This window comes from Shewanella sp. HN-41 (genome assembly GCF_000217915.1).
GTDB lineage: Bacteria > Pseudomonadota > Gammaproteobacteria > Enterobacterales > Shewanellaceae > Shewanella.
The window spans coordinates 137,822-157,639 of sequence record NZ_AFOZ01000037.1; the positions used below are offsets into that span (position 1 = coordinate 137,822).

14 protein-coding genes and 1 pseudogene are annotated in these 19,818 nt (G+C 47.9%); 5 read left to right on the forward strand and 10 right to left on the reverse strand.

All coding sequences use genetic code 11. The features are described 5' to 3' along the window. The first annotated feature begins 106 nt into the window (after positions 1 to 106). The 4 genes from SOHN41_RS13915 (at position 107) to SOHN41_RS13930 (ending at position 4,308) form a co-directional block, all read left to right on the forward strand. Positions 107 to 1,447, forward strand: a complete 1,341-nt coding sequence (locus SOHN41_RS13915; RefSeq protein WP_007650103.1) for an aspartate aminotransferase family protein — start codon at positions 107 to 109, stop codon at positions 1,445 to 1,447. A 66-nt stretch (positions 1,448 to 1,513) separates the two neighbouring features. Beyond that, entirely contained in the window at positions 1,514 to 3,004 is a 1,491-nt protein-coding gene (locus tag SOHN41_RS13920; protein WP_007650104.1) for a CoA-acylating methylmalonate-semialdehyde dehydrogenase, read from the forward strand. 30 nt (positions 3,005 to 3,034) lie between these two features. Further along, positions 3,035 to 3,406 (forward strand): cupin domain-containing protein, encoded by a 372-nt coding sequence (locus SOHN41_RS13925; RefSeq protein ID WP_007650106.1) that lies wholly within the window; start codon positions 3,035 to 3,037, stop codon positions 3,404 to 3,406. A 179-nt stretch (positions 3,407 to 3,585) separates the two neighbouring features. Then, positions 3,586 to 4,308, forward strand: coding sequence for a TorF family putative porin (locus SOHN41_RS13930; RefSeq protein ID WP_007650110.1), 723 nt, complete (start codon positions 3,586 to 3,588; stop codon positions 4,306 to 4,308). 72 nt (positions 4,309 to 4,380) lie between these two features. On the opposite strand, the gene nagP is transcribed toward SOHN41_RS13930, so the two are convergent. From nagP to SOHN41_RS13970, 8 genes are all read right to left on the reverse strand, one after another. Continuing rightward, a complete protein-coding gene (gene nagP, locus SOHN41_RS13935) occupies positions 4,381 to 5,679 on the reverse strand; it encodes an N-acetylglucosamine MFS transporter NagP (RefSeq protein WP_037459218.1) in 1,299 nt (432 codons plus the stop codon). 321 nt (positions 5,680 to 6,000) lie between these two features. Then, complete coding sequence (nagX, locus tag SOHN41_RS13940; protein ID WP_007650117.1) at positions 6,001 to 7,155, reverse strand: transmembrane glucosamine N-acetyltransferase NagX; 1,155 nt, start codon at positions 7,153 to 7,155, stop codon at positions 6,001 to 6,003. A 139-nt stretch (positions 7,156 to 7,294) separates the two neighbouring features. Further along, on the reverse strand, positions 7,295 to 8,431 hold the full coding sequence (nagA, locus tag SOHN41_RS13945; RefSeq protein ID WP_007650118.1) for an N-acetylglucosamine-6-phosphate deacetylase: 1,137 nt from the start codon (positions 8,429 to 8,431) through the stop codon (positions 7,295 to 7,297). Between the two features lie 55 nt (positions 8,432 to 8,486). Further along, positions 8,487 to 9,485, reverse strand: coding sequence for a glucosamine-6-phosphate deaminase NagB-II (nagB-II, locus tag SOHN41_RS13950; RefSeq protein ID WP_007650119.1), 999 nt, complete (start codon positions 9,483 to 9,485; stop codon positions 8,487 to 8,489). Positions 9,486 to 9,502: 17 nt separating this feature from the next. Then, positions 9,503 to 10,438, reverse strand: coding sequence for an N-acetylglucosamine kinase (nagK, locus tag SOHN41_RS13955; protein ID WP_007650120.1), 936 nt, complete (start codon positions 10,436 to 10,438; stop codon positions 9,503 to 9,505). A 222-nt stretch (positions 10,439 to 10,660) separates the two neighbouring features. Next, a complete protein-coding gene (locus SOHN41_RS13960) occupies positions 10,661 to 13,342 on the reverse strand; it encodes a family 20 glycosylhydrolase (RefSeq protein ID WP_007650122.1) in 2,682 nt (893 codons plus the stop codon). A gap of 28 nt (positions 13,343 to 13,370) precedes the next feature. Continuing rightward, the gene (locus SOHN41_RS13965; RefSeq protein ID WP_007650129.1) at positions 13,371 to 14,858 is read right to left on the reverse strand and encodes a methyl-accepting chemotaxis protein; all 1,488 of its coding nucleotides are present in this window, start codon (positions 14,856 to 14,858) and stop codon (positions 13,371 to 13,373) included. Then, positions 14,858 to 15,934, reverse strand: coding sequence for a substrate-binding periplasmic protein (locus SOHN41_RS13970; RefSeq protein WP_007650130.1), 1,077 nt, complete (start codon positions 15,932 to 15,934; stop codon positions 14,858 to 14,860). Before SOHN41_RS13970 ends, SOHN41_RS13965 begins: the two co-directional genes overlap by 1 nt. Before the next feature lie 494 nt (positions 15,935 to 16,428). On the opposite strand from SOHN41_RS13970, the pseudogene SOHN41_RS13975 reads away from it, so the two are divergent. Further along, positions 16,429 to 17,353, forward strand: a pseudogene (locus SOHN41_RS13975) (sulfite exporter TauE/SafE family protein). A gap of 163 nt (positions 17,354 to 17,516) precedes the next feature. Here SOHN41_RS13975 and SOHN41_RS13980 read toward each other — a convergent pair. Continuing rightward, a complete protein-coding gene (locus SOHN41_RS13980; RefSeq protein WP_007650137.1) occupies positions 17,517 to 19,076 on the reverse strand; it encodes a tryptophan halogenase family protein in 1,560 nt (519 codons plus the stop codon). A 15-nt stretch (positions 19,077 to 19,091) separates the two neighbouring features. Continuing rightward, positions 19,092 to 19,793 (reverse strand): SapC family protein, encoded by a 702-nt coding sequence (locus SOHN41_RS13985; RefSeq protein ID WP_007650139.1) that lies wholly within the window; start codon positions 19,791 to 19,793, stop codon positions 19,092 to 19,094. Positions 19,794 to 19,818 lie beyond the last annotated feature (25 nt).

The following is a 19,818-nucleotide window of genomic DNA, read 5'->3' on the forward strand; positions in this document are numbered from 1 at the left end:
ACAAATAACTGCACACAGATCTTCCATGTTCATTATTTCTAACATAGCATAGCAAATATTAGCCACTCTAAAACAAGACCCGATACTACAGGACAAGGTAGACACTATGGCCGATTTGCAGCTCAACTCACTCAGCAATGCGTCCTCCCTAGAACATTTCTGGATGCCCTTTACCGCCAACCGTCAGTTTAAGGCCAATCCGCGATTACTCGCCAAGGCCGAAGGCATGTATTACACGGATATTGATGGCAATAAGGTATTAGATGCCACCGCTGGTTTATGGTGTTGTAACGCAGGCCACGGTCGCAAAGAAATTAGTGAAGCGGTCAGTAAACAAATTCAACAGATGGACTACGCGCCCTCCTTCCAAATGGGTCATCCGATCGCCTTTGAACTCGCCGAACGTTTAACCGAGCTGAGTCCTGAAGGACTCAATAAGGTCTTCTTCACTAACTCAGGCTCTGAGTCCGTCGATACCGCGCTTAAGATGGCTCTTTGCTATCACAGAGCCAACGGTCAAGCCTCGCGTACTCGCTTTATCGGCCGCGAAATGGGCTACCATGGTGTGGGCTTTGGTGGCATCTCTGTGGGTGGCTTAAGCAATAATCGTAAAGCTTTTAGCGGCCAATTATTGCAAGGCGTCGATCACTTGCCCCATACCTTAGATATCCAAAATGCGGCATTTACCCGAGGATTATCGCCCTTTGGCGCGGAAAAAGCCGAGGTATTAGAACAGCTAGTGACCCTGCATGGCGCCGAGAATATTGCCGCCGTAATCGTTGAGCCTATGTCTGGTTCTGCGGGGGTAATATTACCCCCTCAAGGTTACTTAAAGCGTCTACGTGAAATCACTAAAAAACACGGTATCCTGCTGATTTTTGATGAAGTCATTACCGCCTTTGGTCGCGTTGGTGCCGCCTTTGCGAGCCAGCGCTGGGGCGTTATTCCGGATATGATCACCACGGCTAAAGCCATCAATAACGGCGCTATCCCTATGGGCGCTGTGTTTGTGCAAGATTTTATCCACGACACTTGCATGCAAGGCCCTATTGAGCTGATTGAGTTCTTCCACGGCTACACTTATTCGGGTCACCCTGTGGCCGCAGCCGCAGCACTTGCCACCCTATCCATTTATGAAAATGAGCAATTATTCGAGCGCAGTTTTGAGCTTGAACGCTATTTCGAAGAAGCGGTGCACAGCCTCAAAGGGTTGCCGAATGTGATCGATATTCGCAACACCGGACTCGTCGCGGGAATTCAATTAGCCCCTAACGCCCAAGGCGCGGGTAAACGGGGTTACGGGGTGTTTGAACACTGCTTCCGCCACGGCACCTTAGTGCGAGCCACGGGCGACATTATTGCCATGTCACCACCACTGATTGTCGATAAACGCGAAATTGACCAAATGGTCAATAGCCTAAGCGATGCCATTAACACCGTTGGATAATAGCGCCAGCGGTTCGTCCACTCATATTTAACACCCCGCTGCGGCGGGGAATATCAAAGGTTTACTATGCTCAAGATCACCCACTTTGTTAATGGTCAGCACACCCCTGCCAGTACTAGAACTCAAGATCTTTTTGAACCCGCCACTGGAGAGTGTCACGGTCAGGTTTCACTCGCAAGCGCAGCGGAAGTCAGCGATGCCATAGCTATCGCTAAAACCGCCTTTGAAACCTGGTCACAGGTGACACCACTGAATCGTGCTCGAGTGCTATTTAAATTCAAAGCCCTAGTCGAGCAACACCTAGATGAGATGGCGCAGCTTATCACCCGCGAGCACGGTAAAGTCTTAGATGATGCAAAGGGCGAGCTTATCCGTGGTCTCGAAGTGGTCGAATTTGCCTGTGGGATTCCGCATTTACTTAAGGGTGAGCACACCCAACAAGTCGGTGGCGGCGTCGATTCTTGGTCAGTCAATCAAGCTTTAGGCGTTGTCGCAGGCATAGCGCCCTTTAACTTCCCCGTGATGGTTCCCATGTGGATGTTCCCAATCGCGATTGCCTGCGGTAACACCTTTATTATGAAACCCTCGGAAAAGGACCCAAGCTCGGTGATGCGTATTGCCGAGCTACTTAAAGAAGCGGGTCTTCCCGATGGCGTGTTTAACGTGATTAACGGCGACAAAGAAGCCGTCGATACCTTACTCACCCATAAAGATGTGCAAGCGGTGAGCTTTGTGGGCTCCACTCCGATTGCCGAATACATCTACAGCACAGCTTCTAAATATGGCAAACGCGTACAAGCCTTAGGCGGCGCGAAAAACCATATGTTGCTCATGCCAGATGCGGATTTAGATCAAGCCGTTAGCGCCTTAATGGGCGCCGCTTACGGCAGTGCTGGCGAGCGTTGTATGGCAATTTCAGTCGTACTCGCGGTAGGCGATGTGGGCGATGCTTTAGTGGAAAAACTGCTACCGCAAATCCAAACCTTAAAAGTCGGTAACGGCCTGACGCCAGAGATGGAAATGGGCCCGTTGATCTCAAAACAGCACCTTGCCAAGGTAACCCAATATGTTGAAGCCGGTGTGCAAGAAGGCGCAACGCTGCTAGTCGATGGCCGTAAACTGAGTGTTGAAGAAAATCCACAGGGCTATTTCCTCGGCGCCTGTCTGTTCGACCATGTCACGCCTGAGATGAGCATCTACCGCGAAGAAATCTTTGGCCCAGTGCTCTCGATCGTGCGCGTGAAAGATTACCCAACCGCGCTTGAGCTTATTAACCAACACGAATTTGGCAATGGTACGGCGATTTTTACCCAAAGCGGTGAAGCGGCACGGCATTTTTGCCACCATGTACAAGTCGGTATGGTTGGGGTGAACGTGCCGATCCCAGTACCAATGGCTTTCCACAGTTTTGGCGGCTGGAAGCGTTCACTCTTTGGGCCGCTGCATATGCATGGCCCCGACGGCGTGCGTTTTTATACCAAACGTAAAGCGATTACCGCTCGTTGGCCCGTGGGTAAACAGACTCAAGCCGAGTTTGTGATGCCAACGATGAAATAGCCGAATTTAAGCAGAACAAGGAGATCGCAAGTGACTGTGAGTATCAACGCCATTATTCGCTTTGCTACGGCGCAAACAACCGCCCAAACCTATCAGTTACCAGCGGAAAAGTTGCTCTCAGGCAACCCAACCCAAGGGATAGAGAATCATTATTCTAGTCCTTGTGATCAATTCCACAGTGGAATTTGGCAAAGTGAATCAGGCGCTTGGAAAATAAACTACACTGAGTACGAGTACTGCGAGATCCTCGAAGGCCGGAGTGTGATAACCGATCTTCAAGGCCAATCGCAGACGTTCACTGTGGGTGACAGATTTATCATACCCGCGGGTTTTCAAGGCACTTGGGAAGTCGTGGAGCCCTGCCGTAAGGTTTACGTCATTTTTGAGCAAAAGCAAGACTAAAGGGGCTGATTTGAGCCCCAGTAAAACAGCTAAGTTATCTTAGCAATAACTCGCCATGAGGTCACAGCAACGGGTTTTCCTAGGCTGTTGTTTGGCAAACCAACGGATGCACTTGCGCCATAAAATATGCCATGGCAGCCAGTAACATCCGAGTCAACAAAGAAAATGGGAGAAATACCGTGTATAACAATCTGAATAAAAAACGGCTGGTACAGCTTGTCGGACTCGCGCTAACCACGACCCTATTCTCCGGCATGGCCGCCGCCGAAGTAACAGGGGAAATTAGTCTCACTAACGACTATCGTTTTCGCGGCGTATCACAAACCGCTGGCGATCCTGCCCTGCAAGGCGGTATCGATTGGAGCTTCGACTCGGGTTTCTCTGTCGGCGCTTGGGCAAGTAACGTGGATTTTGATGAGCCTGGTTATAACGGCCCTGATATCGAATACGATTTCTATGTCGCCTATGGCGGCGAGATCAACGAAGATCTGACCTACGACCTCACCCTGAACCGTTATAACTACTCAGGCGAGAGTGATATTGGCTACTTTGAAGCCACGGTCGGCATGGATTATAAAGGCTTTCGCGCAGCTTATTGGTACACCGATGACTACGGTGGCAGTGATTTAGACTATCACTACGCTGAGCTCAACTATTCCTATGAGTTTATAGAGAACTGGAGTCTCGATCTGCACTACGGCTACAACGTTGGCGATGCTCTGGACGACGGTGAAGGCTTTGATAGTTATTCTGATTATTCTATCGGCGTATCAACTGAGTTAGCTGGTTTTGGTTTATCACTTGCTTGGTTAGCCACAGATCTTAGCGGCGATCAAAAGGTTTCTGATGGCGTATTTAAAAACTCAGATACTGCTCTCGCTAGTGTAAGTTACGCATTCTAATCATCCTTCGTTGATATCAAAATAAAAAGCCCTCGTTTACCGAGGGCTTCTTTTTGCCATTTAGCAACTGGTTTACCAATGACGCATCCTATGACCTTTCACCGCGTAGAACAGAATGAACAGATAACAGGGCAACATCACCATATAACCCCCCTGCATGCCCATATCCGTCGCCGAGCTCATTAAACCCCAAGACACAGGACCAAAGGCGCCACCTGCAATCCCCATGATGAGAAGCGCAGAACCTGTGCTGGTCAATTTACCCATACCAGACAAGGCTAGCGGCCATACTGCAGGCCATACGATCGCATTGGCTAAACCGAGGAAAGCAATCATTAACAGCGTGTCGGGCAGTGCGACACCACCAAAAGGTACTAACACAACATTGGCGATAGCGTAGGAGTTATTGTCGCCGAACAAAATCCCGCATGTCAGTAACAAACCTAGAATGGCCGATACCATCAAGGCCTTAGGTTGTGAAATAAAGCGAGGAATTAATAGGATGCCCAGAGTGTAACCTAGCACCATACACACCATGGTATAGGAGGTCATCACGCCGTAATGTTCAACCCCGAGTGATAACGCAAAAGTGCCGATAGTGTCACCGGCGATCACTTCCACCGCGACATACACAAACAGCGCCAGCACGCCAAAAGCTAAGTTAGGGTGAGACAGCGCCGCCTTAAGTTGGCCTTTTTCAGTATTTTCAGCCGCTTCATCTTCATTGGATAATTCTGGTAATGGGGATTTTTTCACCGCTAATGCCAAAATGCCAATAAAAATCGCCATGCCTAGATACGGCAAGACTAAACCGTCAGCCATTTCATCAATTTGAACTTGAGTCAGTTCAGTACCAATACGGCTTCTAAAGCTATCTAAAATCAACGCCGAGAACACCATAGGTGCAATCACACCCGCACCTTTGTTCAAAATACCCATCACGCTCACACGGGCAGCGGCGGATTCTTCAGGGCCTAAACGCACCACATAGGGGTTAACCGCAGTCTGTAATAGGGTTTGGCCTGTGCCCATCACTAATTGGGCCAATAGGAACAAGGCAAATATTTGGGTTTCCGCGGCGGGGATAAACAGTAAACCCGCCAGCATCATTACGCCCATGCCGATCGCCATACCATTCTTATAACCGACTTTGCGAATAAGCCAAGCGGATGGCAGTGCAGTAAAGGTCACTGCAATATAGAAAGAAAACAGGATCAACGACGCTTGAAAGGGATTGAGTTGCAATATTTGTTTCAAATACGGCATCAAAGAACCATTCAACCAAGTGGCGAATCCGAGGATGAAAAAGAGAGCGGCCACTATGGCCATGGGGAGAAAGCTGCTTTTCTGCTGGCTTTTATCGAGTGTCATTTCCATAAACCTGCTTCTTATAGTAATTAATTATTTAGGTGATAACGGGGTTTAAATTAATGCCTAAGTTCCCGAATATCCGTATCACGACTCGTCCGCAATGGCTAATGTTATCATCCAAACGCGCCATTGTTTCAGTGATGTTAAAACAAATAACACAAAAAGACAACGCTGTCATTTGTGATTTACTACTCGATTTTTCCTGACACCGGCATTTCATTCGCAACTAAAATCCTAATAAGGCATTAGTCATATCCAAGTTAATAATAAGCCGCAGACACAAAATGCCTGCGGCTTACCGAGATAAATGGACCTAACAGGCTAAATTCGTACAAAAATATTGCGGCAATACAACCAATATAAGACCAGCCATTGCACCGCAAGCAAGCTGACAACCGCAGCTAACGCTTGAGCGCTTTCTGGCAAGGCCAGCACTAAGCCGCCAAACACGCTTTGGGCGATATATTTCCAATCCACTAAGCTCGACGCTAAGTAAATAATGATGGCGTTCGTGCCTATCACCACAAAGAAAAATGCGGCTTTTTGCCACTTAAGCACATCGACTAAGGCATAGAATACCGCCAGCAGTACCATGCTCCAGCCCGACGTCACCAGCACAAATGAACTGGTCCACAGCTCTTTATTGACAGGAATGACACCATCTAGCAGCCAACCCAAGGCTAAGCAGACGCCACCCGCAGCGGCGAGTAATCCCACTTTGGCCCACTCACCTTGAGGATGGGATTTAACAATAAAGTGACCGACAAACACACCCGCTAACGCATTGACTACAGCGGGGATTGTCGACAGTAAACCTTCAGGATCGAGTGTGCGTCCCTGATAACTCACGCCGGGCAATAAAATCGAATCGATATAGGCATTGATGGATTCCGTTGGCGAGAGCACGCCCGCCTGTCCACCGGAAAAAGGTAACCAAAGTTGTATTGCGCCGTAACCGAGCAAAATGCCCAAGGCGACGATAATTTGGGTTCGTAGACTCGTATGCCACACCAATAACGCGGCAAAGAACCATGCAAAGGCGATTCGACCTAACACACTGGCATAGCGAACCTTTTCAGGATCGGCAGGTGCGCCCGTTCCCCAACCGTGATTGTATAAAATACCCAGTAGCAGCAATAACAAGAGTCGTTTAATCCCGTGACGATACACAGGTAATCGCTCACTCAAGGGTAATTTATCTAACCGTTTGGGAGATAAACCTAAGGCTACACCTGAGAGGAAAATAAACAGCGGAAAGATCAAATCGTAAAATCGAAAGCCGTGCCATTGGCTATGGTGCATCTGTTCATCACCCCATTGCCAACCGGCCCAGCCCGTTAAAATAAGCAAGCCACCAAACAGGGCCTCACCGCCCAAGATCCAAAACATATCGAAGCCGCGCAGTGCATCCAGCGACATCAACCTAGGCTTAGTCACTTTAATTGTTGCAGTCTCATTGGGGGCTGTCGTAGCCATGCCATTATCCTTTATTATTGTTATTCAACGATTTTTGCAAACTCGTTGTAAAAATACAGGCTGTACAATAAAAAAACTTAGCCCCTGTCATCAAAATACGACAAGGGCCAAGGTTAACGCTTTACTGACTCAACGCACACTAAGGGCGAACATAAACTGCATTTCCAGCAATATAGTTTGCCTGCACTTTGTTTTGCGCATCGAGCAAGACAAAATCGGCCCTATGTCCCAGTGCTAAACGGCCAGCCTGCTGATCTATTCCGAGGAACTGCGCGGGATATAGTGCCGCCATTCTTAAGGCTTCCGCCAAAGGTAAACCTAACAAGCTCACGGTATTATTGACCGCAGTCACCATATCGAGCACACAGCCCGCCAGCTCACCTGTCACGGCATTTAATCTGTCACCGACTCTCAACACTCGAGTACCAAAGAGCTCGAAGCTAGTCTCATCGTCCATACCAACTGGCGGCATTGCATCCGTGACTAACATTATCTTGCCCCTAGGTTTTGCCCGTAGTGCAACCTTTGCCGCAGCGGGATGCACGTGGTGACCATCGACAATCAAACCACACCAAGCGGTTTCACTCTCAATCGCCGCGCCAACCATGCCCGGCTCACGGGAACCCAGTGGTGACATCGCATTATAAAGGTGCGTAAAGCCCGTCGCGCCTGCCGCTAATGCTGCAACAACTGTGTCATAATCGGCATTAGAATGACCCAAACACACCTTAACGCCCGAGGCGACAAGCGTGCGGATCACCTCTGGCGACACATTCTCAGGCGCAAGCGTGACGACTTTAATCCCCAGATCTTGACGACAAAATACCGCGAGTTCAGCCTCGGTGATTTCGCGAATAAACCCCTGCGGATGTACACCTTTTTTAGGCACAGATAAATGTGGCCCTTCAAAATGTACCCCTAAAACGCCAGCGCTGCCTTTGACTAAAGCCTCGGCCACCGCATCGGCCGCATTGACCATCACACTGACATCATCGGTAATAAGCGTAGGTAAAAATCCCGTCGTGCCAAAACGCGCATGGGCACGGCCGATAGTTTCAATGCAACTAACACTCGGATCGGCATTGAATAATGCCCCGCCGCCGCCGTTCACTTGCACATCGATAAAACCAGGCACCAGCGTTCCAACTTGGCGGATTTCCTTCGCGCCTGAGACGGTATCAAACGCCAGAATGTGCCCGTCTTCGACAGTCACAGGCACATCTTGATGGAAATACTCACCATCGAAAATACGCTCGGCGATCAAGGTGATTTTCATCGCAAACCTCTTTCAATAAATAACACGGGTAGCTTAAGGCTTAAATTTAGGCAGCTTAGAGCGTTTGGGTCACTTTTTTAAGTCCAGCCGGTTGATCGGGATCGATACCACGGGCGATCGCAACCGCAGCCACGTCGATATAGAAACGTTGTAATAAGGCTAACGGCGCCACACGGGGGTGAATATCGGTGGAGGTTTGATTCAGATGCACTAAATCGGCACCGCGTTGGCTCACGTTTTCAATCTGTTCGATGTGGCTAGCGTAGGATTCATCGCCAATACATACATCGACGATAGTGAGTTTTTTCTCAACTAAGGTCACAGGGCCGTGGAGGAACTCGGCGCTGCTGAATGCTTCGGCATGGATTGAACACACTTCTTTCAACTTAAGCGCGATTTCCTTAGATACCGCATAACCTAAACCACGGCCGAGTACGACTAAGTTCTTCACGTCGGCAACGGATTCAGGCGTGAGTTGTGGCTCAGCGTCCACCGCCGTTTGCAGCGCTTGGGGTAAAGAAGCAACGGCGCTAGCAAGCGATGCGCTTTGAGTCCAAGCGGCGGCAAGTTGTAAAATCGCCGACAAGGTCGCGAGGTAACTCTTAGTTGCGGCAACCGCTTTTTCTTCGCCAGCACGTAAAGGCACAACAACATCAACGATATCTTTAATCGGTGCGGTTTCATCATTGACTAAGGCAACACAGAAAGCGCCAGCATTTTTTGCCATCCGCGCCTGGGCCAAAATATCAGGGCTACGGCCAGATTGTGAAATCACAATCACTAATGCGCCTTCGAGTTTCAAGGTCTTACCATACACACTCGCCACTGAAGGGGCGGCGGCAAAGGTCGGTATGCCCGCTTCGATTTCAAATAAGTACTTAGCGAAAACACCCGCATGATCCGATGAGCCTCGACCAACGATCATCACGAAACGGGGATCGAAGGCACGCAGTTTTTCACCTAACTGCTGCATGATTTCAACGTTAGCTTCTAACTGACCAGCGATTTTTTGCGGTGCGGTGCGAGCTTCTTGCTCCATAATAGTGTTTGTCATGTCTTTTACCTTCAGGTTCAAATACAGGATTTGGCTTCAGTGCCTATTTGCACTGACAACGACTTATTAAATTCTTGCTGGGCGAAATACATAGCACCGAGTTCGGGTGGTGCTAAGGTTTCTGAAATCCTGGCAACCACATCGGCACCGAGCCAAGCTTGTAAAGGCTCAGCAAGGCCACCGATCATCGAAAAACGCACCGGATTTAGGCTAAATAACTTACGCGCCATGTCGCTAATATAATCTGCGCCCTCTTGCACTATGGCAGTCGCAACGGCATCACCATCATTGGCGCAATCGAGCACACTTCTGGCTAATGCGGCGTAGCAACTTGATGATTTACCTGCTAGATTTTCGACAATCCCGAGTGCATCGGTGACGTTAAAGTAATTAAGCAGTATATCGGTTAATCGGGTCGGCGCGGCAAAACCATCGAGTGCTAACAACACGTGTTCGGCGGCTTTTAATCCAAGCCAAGCACCGCTGCCCTTATCGCCTAATGCAAAACCATAGCCGCCAATACTCAAGCTGGTATCACCAACATGGGCATAACCGCAAGAGCCAGTGCCCGTGATGATCACGGCGCCATCGGCACCGCGGTGGGCACCAATACAAGCCGTATGCAGATCTGTGGTGACATACATGGCCGCAAAAGGATGCTGCCAGTTGATCACGTCTTGATATAACCTAGGGACATTGACGCCAGCAAGACCAAGACCCGCCACCAGCAAGTGACTATCGCTCTCGTTCATGCCCGCATCCAGCAACGCCAGGCGAGTCGATGCTTCAATGGATTCAAATGTTTGTGCAAGACCATGCAGTGGATTTGCGCGTCCAGCAACACCTGTCCCTAAAACGGTACCGTCTGCGCAGTAGATGGTGGCGCGACATTTGCTGCCGCCGCCATCGACACCTATAAACAGTTGTTGCTCTTTTGTCTGGACTAACCCCATGACACCCCTCTTCACCTATCAATGCAGCGCTACCGTTGCTTATTATTTGCCGTTAATACAGCGCTCAATTTTAGTTAACTCAATGTTACAGCAAAAATGACAGCGTTGTCATTTACTTTTTTAAATGATTTATGATCTAAACTCAAATTTAGGAAATCACTGACACAGAAAAACAAAAAGGCTGCATTTTATTATTAAAATACAGCCAGATACAAAACCGATTTAGTCAACGATTAAACTTCGGCCTTTACGAATACCATCGGCAGCAATGGCGCGGATCTCAATCGGTGCAGTAACCGCCTGCCCCGCTTGATAAGCTTGCCATTGGCCATTGAGGCTACGGTATTCGAGTTTAAGGCCGGGATAGGCGATATTAGCAAACAGTTTACCGTCACGGATCTCGGCGCCGACCGTCGGTACGCGATAATCAATCCCCGCTTTATCTAGCTTGATAAACTCTTTATGGCCTAAAGTATTCGCGAGTTGTTGCCAATCTTTTGCCTGTGCATCACGCATGGCTAAGGTAAAAGCGCCCGAACTTTGGTTATACACAGCGCCTTGATATTGATAGGGCACTTCCCACGCGGCTTGATGCCAAGCACGCTCGGCTAACATCAACAAACGCGGGAACACCATGTATTCAAGCGTATCGTCACTGCGGATCGACTCGCTCCAAACCTGCCCTTGCAAGCCAGTAAAAGGTTTACCTTTCTCCCTTGGACCCGAGACTTTGTTACCCGCCCCATCGAGTTTTATTCTGTCATCTGCTTCGAACGGCTGATGTTGAATATCGGTCCATTGCTCGGCATTGGCGGCCAAGTTGTCTGGCATAAAGCTAAAGACTTTATGGCTGTTGGTCGCGCGACTCGCCCAGTAATAGCCATGCTCCTTAGGATCGGCCTCATAGGGGAAGTCAAAGTACAACACCTCAGGATTAGAGAGCACGGTTTCCCAACCAAGATTCGCCTGCTGATTAGCGCGCTCATGACCTTTATGGGCAATCACATCCCAAATATTGGACTGCACCTTAGCAGGCATATTCTCAGGGCGAACATGGCTCATGCCATCGCTCCACCCCGCAGCTTCAATACCTTTATTCGCCAACTGATTTGAAATCCGCTCAATAAAATAAGCGCCTAAGTCATCTATCGACTTAACGCCTTTATCGTTATTGGCGACAAATGCTAAACATTGGGGTGATTGTTTCCAAGCTCCCGCCGTTTCATCGGCACCAATGTGGTAACGCGTCAATGGTTGACCCGCGGCTTGGTGTAACTTGGCAATCTCATCAATCACTTTATCGACAAACTGATAGGTCGATTCCATGCAGACGTTTAGCGTGTTGTCGTCGTAATACTGCACCGAGGAATAAACGGTTTTATCGTCGGCATCCGAGAGCAGATAAGTCTTAGCCTCTGCGGTTTTTCCTTCGGTGAGTAATTTACGGTAGCGCGCATCCATCGCTTTAATCGCCGCGCGGCTATGACCCGGCATATCCATCGATGGGATCACCTGAATTTGCCGCGCAGATGCATATTGGAGAATATCGATATAATCTTGTTTGGTGTAATAGCCATTGACGCTAGTATCGCCAAACGGCCCACTGCCTAACTGCGGTAATAAGCAGGTATTTTCATCTAAATCATGGCAACGTTTACTGCCAATGTCGGTTAATTCAGGCAGACCATCGATTTCTAAACGCCAACCTTCATCGTCAGCCATGTGCAAATGCAGCTTATTGAGCTTATAAGCCGCCATTTGGTCGAGCAAATCCAGCAACAATTGTTTGCTGTGGAAATTGCGTGCTACATCGATGTGCATACCACGGAACGGATAGCGTGGGCTGTCTTCAATGGTCATGGCATTGACTTTCAGCGAATTCACATCCACAAGGCTTGCTAATGATGACAAACCGTAAGAGAGGCCCGCCGCATCGTTGGCAGCGATCACAATTTCAGTTGGCTGAATATCTAAGCGATAACTGCCCTCATCCCCTTTTTGGCTGGCAAATTTCACCGTAATGCCACTCGCAGATTCAGCTACACCCAGGCGAGCTAAACGTGCCACCGCCGCCGCAACTTGACTCTTTTGCTCTGGGTTATCTTGCTGATATTCGAGCTTAATACCACCAGCAAGGGATACTGGTGTATCGGTTGAATGGAGCTTCACCTTTTGTGGCGTTGGGATAATGGTATCCACAGCCAAGGCGGCATCTTCGCTCACTGCTTGATTATTGATAAATAACTGTGCGGCATCGGCTGGCGCGAGTTTATCCGTTTCAGTGCGTTGATATTGGGTTTTAAAATTCGTAAACCCTTCAACATACGGACGCGTCTCTAAACCCGTTTCAGCATCTTTACCCACTTGAGTGCTGGCGATAATGACGGGTTCTAATCCGTTTGCAGTGAGGTAATAGTTTGGCATAGCGTCGGTTTCAGCCAATTGCCACGGCTCACCACGGAACGTCAGTTGCTTTTTCTCGCCCTTAACAAATCCCTTAAAAGCGGCCGTTGGCGTAATACGATGTAAATCGCCTTTAACGTGCGTTATCGTCAATTCACCGCTTTCAACCGATTGCACTGGGCGCATTTGGCTTAAATAAATTTCCCAATCCTGGCTGGCTAAATCCATACCGGGCACGAAATCAATTTGAGCGACAAAACAGCGACCATCGGCTTTATCTTTTAGGCACTTATCATCTGGCACATTGGTCACAACACGGTAAGTTACGACTAACGAATCCCCGAGTTGTTGTAACTGCACTTGAGTTAATGCGTCCTGAACTTGCTGTGTTTGAGCCACAGCCTTATCGGCTGACGCTGCGGAAGGCGTCACAGGCGCCTCGGAACAGGCCGTTAATCCTAAAGCCAGTAAAATGGCGCTTGCTGAAAGTGTTTTTTTCATGATTATCCTTATCTAGCTCCAGAAATGGCTACAATCTGAAGGAAGTTACTAACGTCCGCAGTCTTTCCCCTTGGTGAAACAGTCGCTCGCTCGAGTGCGCTAAGTGCTCGCTATCGAGTGAGGCTGAACCTGAGACATTGGCAAGATCATTTAACGTACGAGAAATCGCTTCGGTGACGCAGGTTTGCTCCTGCGCCGCATGGGAAACTTCGATATTCATATTACTGATATTTGAGACTAAATCAGTCACTTTAGTGAGCACTAACTTAATTTCTTCCGAGCGGCTTACGCCCTGAGTCGAGAGGGCTTGGCTCGCTTGCATCACAGTGACCGTTTCGGCCACTCGGCTCTGAACCTGCTGGATCATTTTCTGGATCTCACCTGTGGCTTGTTGGGTTCGGCTCGCCAGAGTGCGCACTTCGTCGGCGACCACGGCAAAACCGCGCCCTTGTTCACCCGCCCTTGCCGCTTCGATAGCAGCATTAAGCGCCAGTAAGTTGGTCTGTTCGGCAATGCTGTTGATCACCACGACCACTTCATCAATCTTTTGCGTTTCTTGCTGTAGCTGTGAAACGGACAGTGCCGAACGGGCTAGTTCAGATGCCAGCTTGCGGGTAATGTCTAGTCCAGAATCGAACTGCCGCTGACTGTCATCGACCGCTTTATCGGCCTGACTCGCCGCATCCGCGGTGCGTTTGGCATTAATCGCAACTTCGTTAGCACTGGCGCTCAGCTGAGTCACCGCAGTCACTGCGGCCTCGGTTTCTTTTAGTTGGGTTTGCACGCGATCATTGTTGGTTTGCGACAGCGACCCCAGCGCTTTGGCATCGCCCAGTAATTGTCCTGAGGTTTCGTGCACTCTGGAAATCGTGCCATGGATTTGCTCTACAAAACCATTAAATGCCTTAGCAAGCTGACCAATCTCATCCTGACTCTCAACGGGTAATCTGTGGCATAAATCGCCGTCACCACTGGCAATTTCTTCCATGGCGTGGACCACATTCTCCAGTGGATTAATCACTAAACGTTTAAGAATAATGAAGATAACAATTAAACTGCCACCGAGAATTAACAGCGCCTGCAAGAAATAACCTAAGAGTAAATCAGACAACTGAGCGCGAATTGGTAACATAGAAAACTGAATGGCCAATTGGCCCGTCGAATTACCTTGGTCAGCAAAGTGAATGTCACGTTTCACCAGATGCTCATCGGCTACCGTTTGAGCCTGTTGACTCTCGGCTAACACTTTACCGCGATGGTCGCTCACGACGATATGATAAATCTGCGCAGATTTAAGCATCACAGATAACACGGCTTGGATTTGTTCGTAATCGTAGGTGAAGATGGGCTGCGCCATGGTGACTTGCAAATTGGCGACGGTATTGTCTTCAAACTCAGTTTCACTGGCAGTAAGCTTATCGCTCGCCAACCAGTAAGATGCGCCGAACAAAACGCTGACAATCATGAAAATCGCTGCTGCTAATCCAATCTGTACTTTTAAGGCTAATGTTTTCATTATTTTGCACCTTGCATACTAAAAAGATCTAACCATAGTTCTTTGCGTTCTATTGGTGTTAACGGACTTAAATCTGGCGTATCGAGACGGATAATGACCCGTTGTTCAAACTTAGCCTCGCGGTACAGTTGCTCAATTTTGAGCTCTCGATTGAACATCTCATCGAAGGAGCCATCGCGGATCATACTTTCCAGCCCAGCCAAAATGGCCGCCGCGAGTTCGGGGCGCTTAGGGGACACAAAGAAATAAGCCGGCGAGCGATATTGCAACAGAATATGGCTATCGACCTTAAGAGCGGGATCGGGGTGACTTGCGAGTTCGTCGCCAATTTCCTGGGCGCCGAGGGCAAGATAATCGAAACGCCCGCCTTCTAACATGGGGTATAAATTGGTGTATTGATAACTCGTGACGACGGGTAATCCATTGGTCTCTAGAATCGTGGCATCGGGCCAATAACGATTTTGCCCCGCCTTTAACTGCCTAAAATCCGCCACGGTTCTCACATTGGCAAATCGCGTTTCATCCGCTTTGCGGATAATCAGCAGTCGATTACCGAGTAGCCCTTTAAACAATGGAATGCGCACGGGTAGCACAGTTTCTTCTAATTCTTTTGAGGTCATGCTCCAAAACACATCGACCGTACCTGCCAGAGCTTCTTCCACCTTGCGCTTTTGATTCATCTGAGTCGACATTTGCTGCACTTGATAGTCGCTATCCGAGCGGCGCAGCGCTTCCTTAAGCAAATTTAGCTGCCAAGTCTGCTGTATGGTGGTGACGATTGTTTTTGAAATCGGTGCCTGAGTGTGAGAAGCGTCAGACTTAATGGAGCCAGAGAAGCCAGAATTAGAGTTTGAATTTGAATTAGAGTTAGCGGCGATATGACTTGAGGCGATATCGGCGGCAAACACTTTGAAGGATGAGGCCGTCGAAATCCCCGTCAGAGCCATGATAAACAGTGACCAGCAAACAGCTCGTTGAGTGATGACGAGTATGGTCGTTAGTGTAAAAACATGACGAATGACACTCGCCATATCCGTCGCAATGACGCGCATCGCAGCCGTTAAATGAATCGCCATAAATTGCAGCCTCTTTTTATTATCTGGTTTTTACCAGTGAGTTTTATTTATCTATGCCGCTAACGTTCAAATGCTGAGGTAGGCAGTTGAGTAATCCCGTAAAAACATCCTAAAAAAATGGCTGGGCACTGCTTACAGTACCCAGCCCACGCTAGTTTCTGGGGAGAGACTATCAAAATATCAAAGACAAACGTATCGCCGCCCGACAGCAATACTCCTGCCAAACACATGATAAGGAGACCTCATCCTCTCATGCAGACCTTACAAACAACGTATCACACAAGCAGATGACAGCGTTGTCATTATTAAAGTACACAAGAAAGAACAGGATTTCTACATTTTTTGACAATTATTACTATTTTAATGAAAATATATACTTAATTCATATTATTCATACGCTTAAAATATTTAATTAATTTATTCAAGCTTATGTGACAACGTTGTCCTTCATTGGTAACATGGCGATAACATGACAAAGATCACGGTAGCTATCGATGAGTCCCCTTAACACATTAGTGCCCAGCAATACCCAACCGGCACCGCGCTTAACTCGGCACTACCGAAACCTCAGTTTGATATTGCTACTTTGTGGAGCTTGGTTATTTTGGGCGAGCCATTTTCATTCGCCATTTGATCTTATCCAAGAATATGGACGCTTTGTTTTTCTGGGTATTACAGGAGCGATATTTGCCAACGCCACAGGCGCTGGTGGAGGGGTGATTTTTATCCCTGTGTTTAGTCACTTAGGCTTTAGTGAATCACAAAGCATCTCGACTTCTTTTGCCATTCAATGTTTTGGCATGACGGCGGGCGCACTATCTTGGTCTTGGTATTACGCTAACCACCATAAGCACAACCATCAGTGGCAATATTTTACCCCCTTAGTGTTACTTGCCAGCCTGTGCTCGGTAAGCGGGCTATGGAGCAGTTATTTACTGGCGTTACCGTCCCCTACCTCTTTGCATCAAAGCTTTAGTGTGTTTTCGATTGTGCTCGGCGTGGCCATCATTTACAGCAGTCTTAAAAAGGCATCCGCTAACACTATTACTCTTAACTGGCTCGATTACCTCAGCATTATCGCCATTAGCTTTTTTTGGCGGCATAATCACCACCTGGTTATCGGTGGGCGTGGGTGAGTTAATCGTTATCTATCTAATGCTACGCGGTTTATGTGCCAAGATGGCCATAGCCACTGGCGTAGTGGTATCGGCTGTTACCGTCTGGTCGGCAAGCCCGGTGCATTTAGCCAGCAGCAGCGATGCTAACTTTTACTTAGTCTTGTTTGCGGGCCCTGGCGCAATTATCGGCGGACTGCTGGCGCGTAAACTGGCGCTTTACCTTCCCGTTATCAAGCTCAAACTATTTTTTTCAAGCTGGATTATATTAACCGGCGCAGCGATGTTGATAAAGGTGTGGTAAGACAAACGATACCAGCTTGCAACGATACCATCTTGCTGTAGTGGCATATCGAATTTTCAATGTGGGTGACACTCATCTCTATGCACGAGGTTGCAAATCTCAGCTGAAAAAATAGCCAGTAAACACTGGCTGCTTTGTTAAAATAGAGCTGAGTTACGCTAGACTATATCGCTTGAAAACCATATTGATAAACTTTATCAATCAATTGCCTATGTGTTGGTAATTCAAGCTTTAATCGCTCAGTTAGCTGATTAATTTCATCAAATTTGGCTTGAGCAACATCTCCCTCCGCATAAGCACTTTCATTGCCCTTTAAGCTGGTATTAAAGCCTAATCCATATAAGACAAATAAATAGCTATCTAACACAAACGGCTCAAATGCATAATCAAAGTCGTACTTAGTCGGCGCTTGATATTGCCATTGAGCGAGCTTTTCTTTAAGCGTTGCTGGAATCGATGCAGGATCGACATTGTCACGCCAATATTGGGTATCACGTCGACCCGAAATACAGTAATGAAGCTTGATAAAGTCGATACTTTTATCCCAACGTAACTTGAACGTCGCATTGAATTTACGTTCTGTATATTCAAGCGAAGCTCTAGCTCGTGGAAAGGCATCCGCAAGCATATTGGCAGCCGCTTCAACTAAAAAGATTGCTGACGCCTCAAGGGGTTCAATAAAAGCGGCTGACATGCCGATGGCCACACAGTTGCCTTTCCAGAATTGCTCACGATAACCCAAATTTAAAGGGATTTTACGAACCTCTAACCCCTTGGCTTGCTCGCCAACATAATCACGCAGCACCTGCTCAGCGCGTTCATCTGTGGTATGACGACTCGAATAAACGTATCCCACCCCGCGACGATTATGCAGACCGATATCCCATGTCCAGCCAGCTTCGTGAGCCGTCGCAATTGTGTGACTCGCAATAGGCGCATCGGCATCAGCGTAAGGCACCTGCATCGCCAGTGCAGTGTCATTGAAGATGATGTCATCAATTTTATGCCAGCCAACACCCAGAGCTTGCCCCAACAGCAAGGCTCGAAAGCCAGAGCAATCGACAAAAAAGTCTCCCACAATTTCGCCTGCGGTATCCGTACTCACCGCAGTAATATGGCCTTGCTCACCTAAATGCACATCGACAACGTTTGCACTGATAAATTTGACGCCTAGCTTTTCGATGCAATGGCGTTTTAAAAATTCAGCGAATTTATTGGCATTGAGATGATAAGAATAGTTTTGAATCGCACCATAACTTGGGGTGGTAATTTTTTTGGGTGCCAAACCTAACATACTGATCCGGCTCTGAGTTGTGGTAGCCAAATCATAAGGTAAATTCGACTGTCCTAGTAGCCAGTACGGCGCCAAACTAAAATTATACGCAGAGTGAAACACCGCGCTTAGGGGATGGAAGTAACTATGAGAGGTACCTGGCGCCGGCGTTTCCCGCCAATTGACGAACTCAGCACCTTGTTTAAAGGTTGCATCGCACTCACGCATAAACTCACTTTCGTCCACCCCGATCATCTGCAGTGTGTTGCGGATAGTCGGCCATGTGCCCTCACCCACACCTAGAATAGGGATTGTTGGTGATTCAATAAGCGTAATTTGCACACTGGCAGAATCGCGACTGTTCAGCTTTTTTGCCAGAATAGCTGCCGATAACCAGCCCGCAGTTCCACCACCGATAATGACAACTTGGTCTATGCTGTGGGTGCCCATAAAACCTCGCTTAAGTTAATCAGCTAACTTTAATAAGTTGTTTACTTGGTTCAGCGAAATTAACGCAGCATAAATCGGACCTAAAAACGCAGCCTGCTTCAGGCCAATAAATTCAGCATCGCTGAGCTGGTTTAACAAGGCTTCATTCATGATGTAACATCCTGTTAGCTCATACGGTTTTCCGTCTTTATTGTTGATGGTAAGGCTTTGTGGTTGGATAAGTTTTAATTCAACAATTCGATTTATAAACGATTGAGTAACTGTGTTTTTTTGAGCCCAATTTACGGCAGCCTCTCCACGACGATTTAAAAACTCACTGGCTTTAGCATCATTAAAAAGCGCATCGCCATCCTGAGTGCTCACCAACGGGCTTGACTCATCAATACAAATAACGAAACGATCACTGTCGTTGGCATCATTCACTTTTACCGCAGCTAATGGATAATGACGCAAACATTCAGGTACGTATGAACCTAGCCACGTGTCATTTTTGCAAAATAGATTTTGCTGAGGTTTTAAGCCCGTCAATACACAACTTCTAAACTGACCAGTTTCACTGTCTTTCACAAATACAATCGGAAAGTTGGTCGCCGCTAAGGCAAACTCATGTACCGCTATTGGCAGTAAATGTCGCGCTTTAGCATGTGGATAACTGGTATCGGTAACCAGTTTTAACTGATGATGTTTTTGGCTATCTAAGGCAACTAATGCTGTCATATTTTTATTCTCGTTATTGTTGTGA

Coding starts and splice junctions, on each gene's coding strand:
- SOHN41_RS13915 (WP_007650103.1), top strand. CDS start 107: ATGGCCGATTTGCAGCTCAACTCACTCAGCAATGCGTCCTCCCTAGAA.
- SOHN41_RS13920 (WP_007650104.1), top strand. CDS start 1,514: ATGCTCAAGATCACCCACTTTGTTAATGGTCAGCACACCCCTGCCAGT.
- nagP (WP_037459218.1), bottom strand. CDS start 5,679: ATGACACTCGATAAAAGCCAGCAGAAAAGCAGCTTTCTCCCCATGGCC.
- nagX (WP_007650117.1), bottom strand. CDS start 7,155: ATGGCTACGACAGCCCCCAATGAGACTGCAACAATTAAAGTGACTAAG.
- nagA (WP_007650118.1), bottom strand. CDS start 8,431: ATGAAAATCACCTTGATCGCCGAGCGTATTTTCGATGGTGAGTATTTC.
- nagB-II (WP_007650119.1), bottom strand. CDS start 9,485: ATGACAAACACTATTATGGAGCAAGAAGCTCGCACCGCACCGCAAAAA.
- nagK (WP_007650120.1), bottom strand. CDS start 10,438: ATGGGGTTAGTCCAGACAAAAGAGCAACAACTGTTTATAGGTGTCGAT.
- SOHN41_RS13960 (WP_007650122.1), bottom strand. CDS start 13,342: ATGAAAAAAACACTTTCAGCAAGCGCCATTTTACTGGCTTTAGGATTA.
- SOHN41_RS13965 (WP_007650129.1), bottom strand. CDS start 14,858: ATGAAAACATTAGCCTTAAAAGTACAGATTGGATTAGCAGCAGCGATT.
- SOHN41_RS13970 (WP_007650130.1), bottom strand. CDS start 15,934: ATGGCGATTCATTTAACGGCTGCGATGCGCGTCATTGCGACGGATATG.
- SOHN41_RS13980 (WP_007650137.1), bottom strand. CDS start 19,076: ATGGGCACCCACAGCATAGACCAAGTTGTCATTATCGGTGGTGGAACT.
- SOHN41_RS13985 (WP_007650139.1), bottom strand. CDS start 19,793: ATGACAGCATTAGTTGCCTTAGATAGCCAAAAACATCATCAGTTAAAA.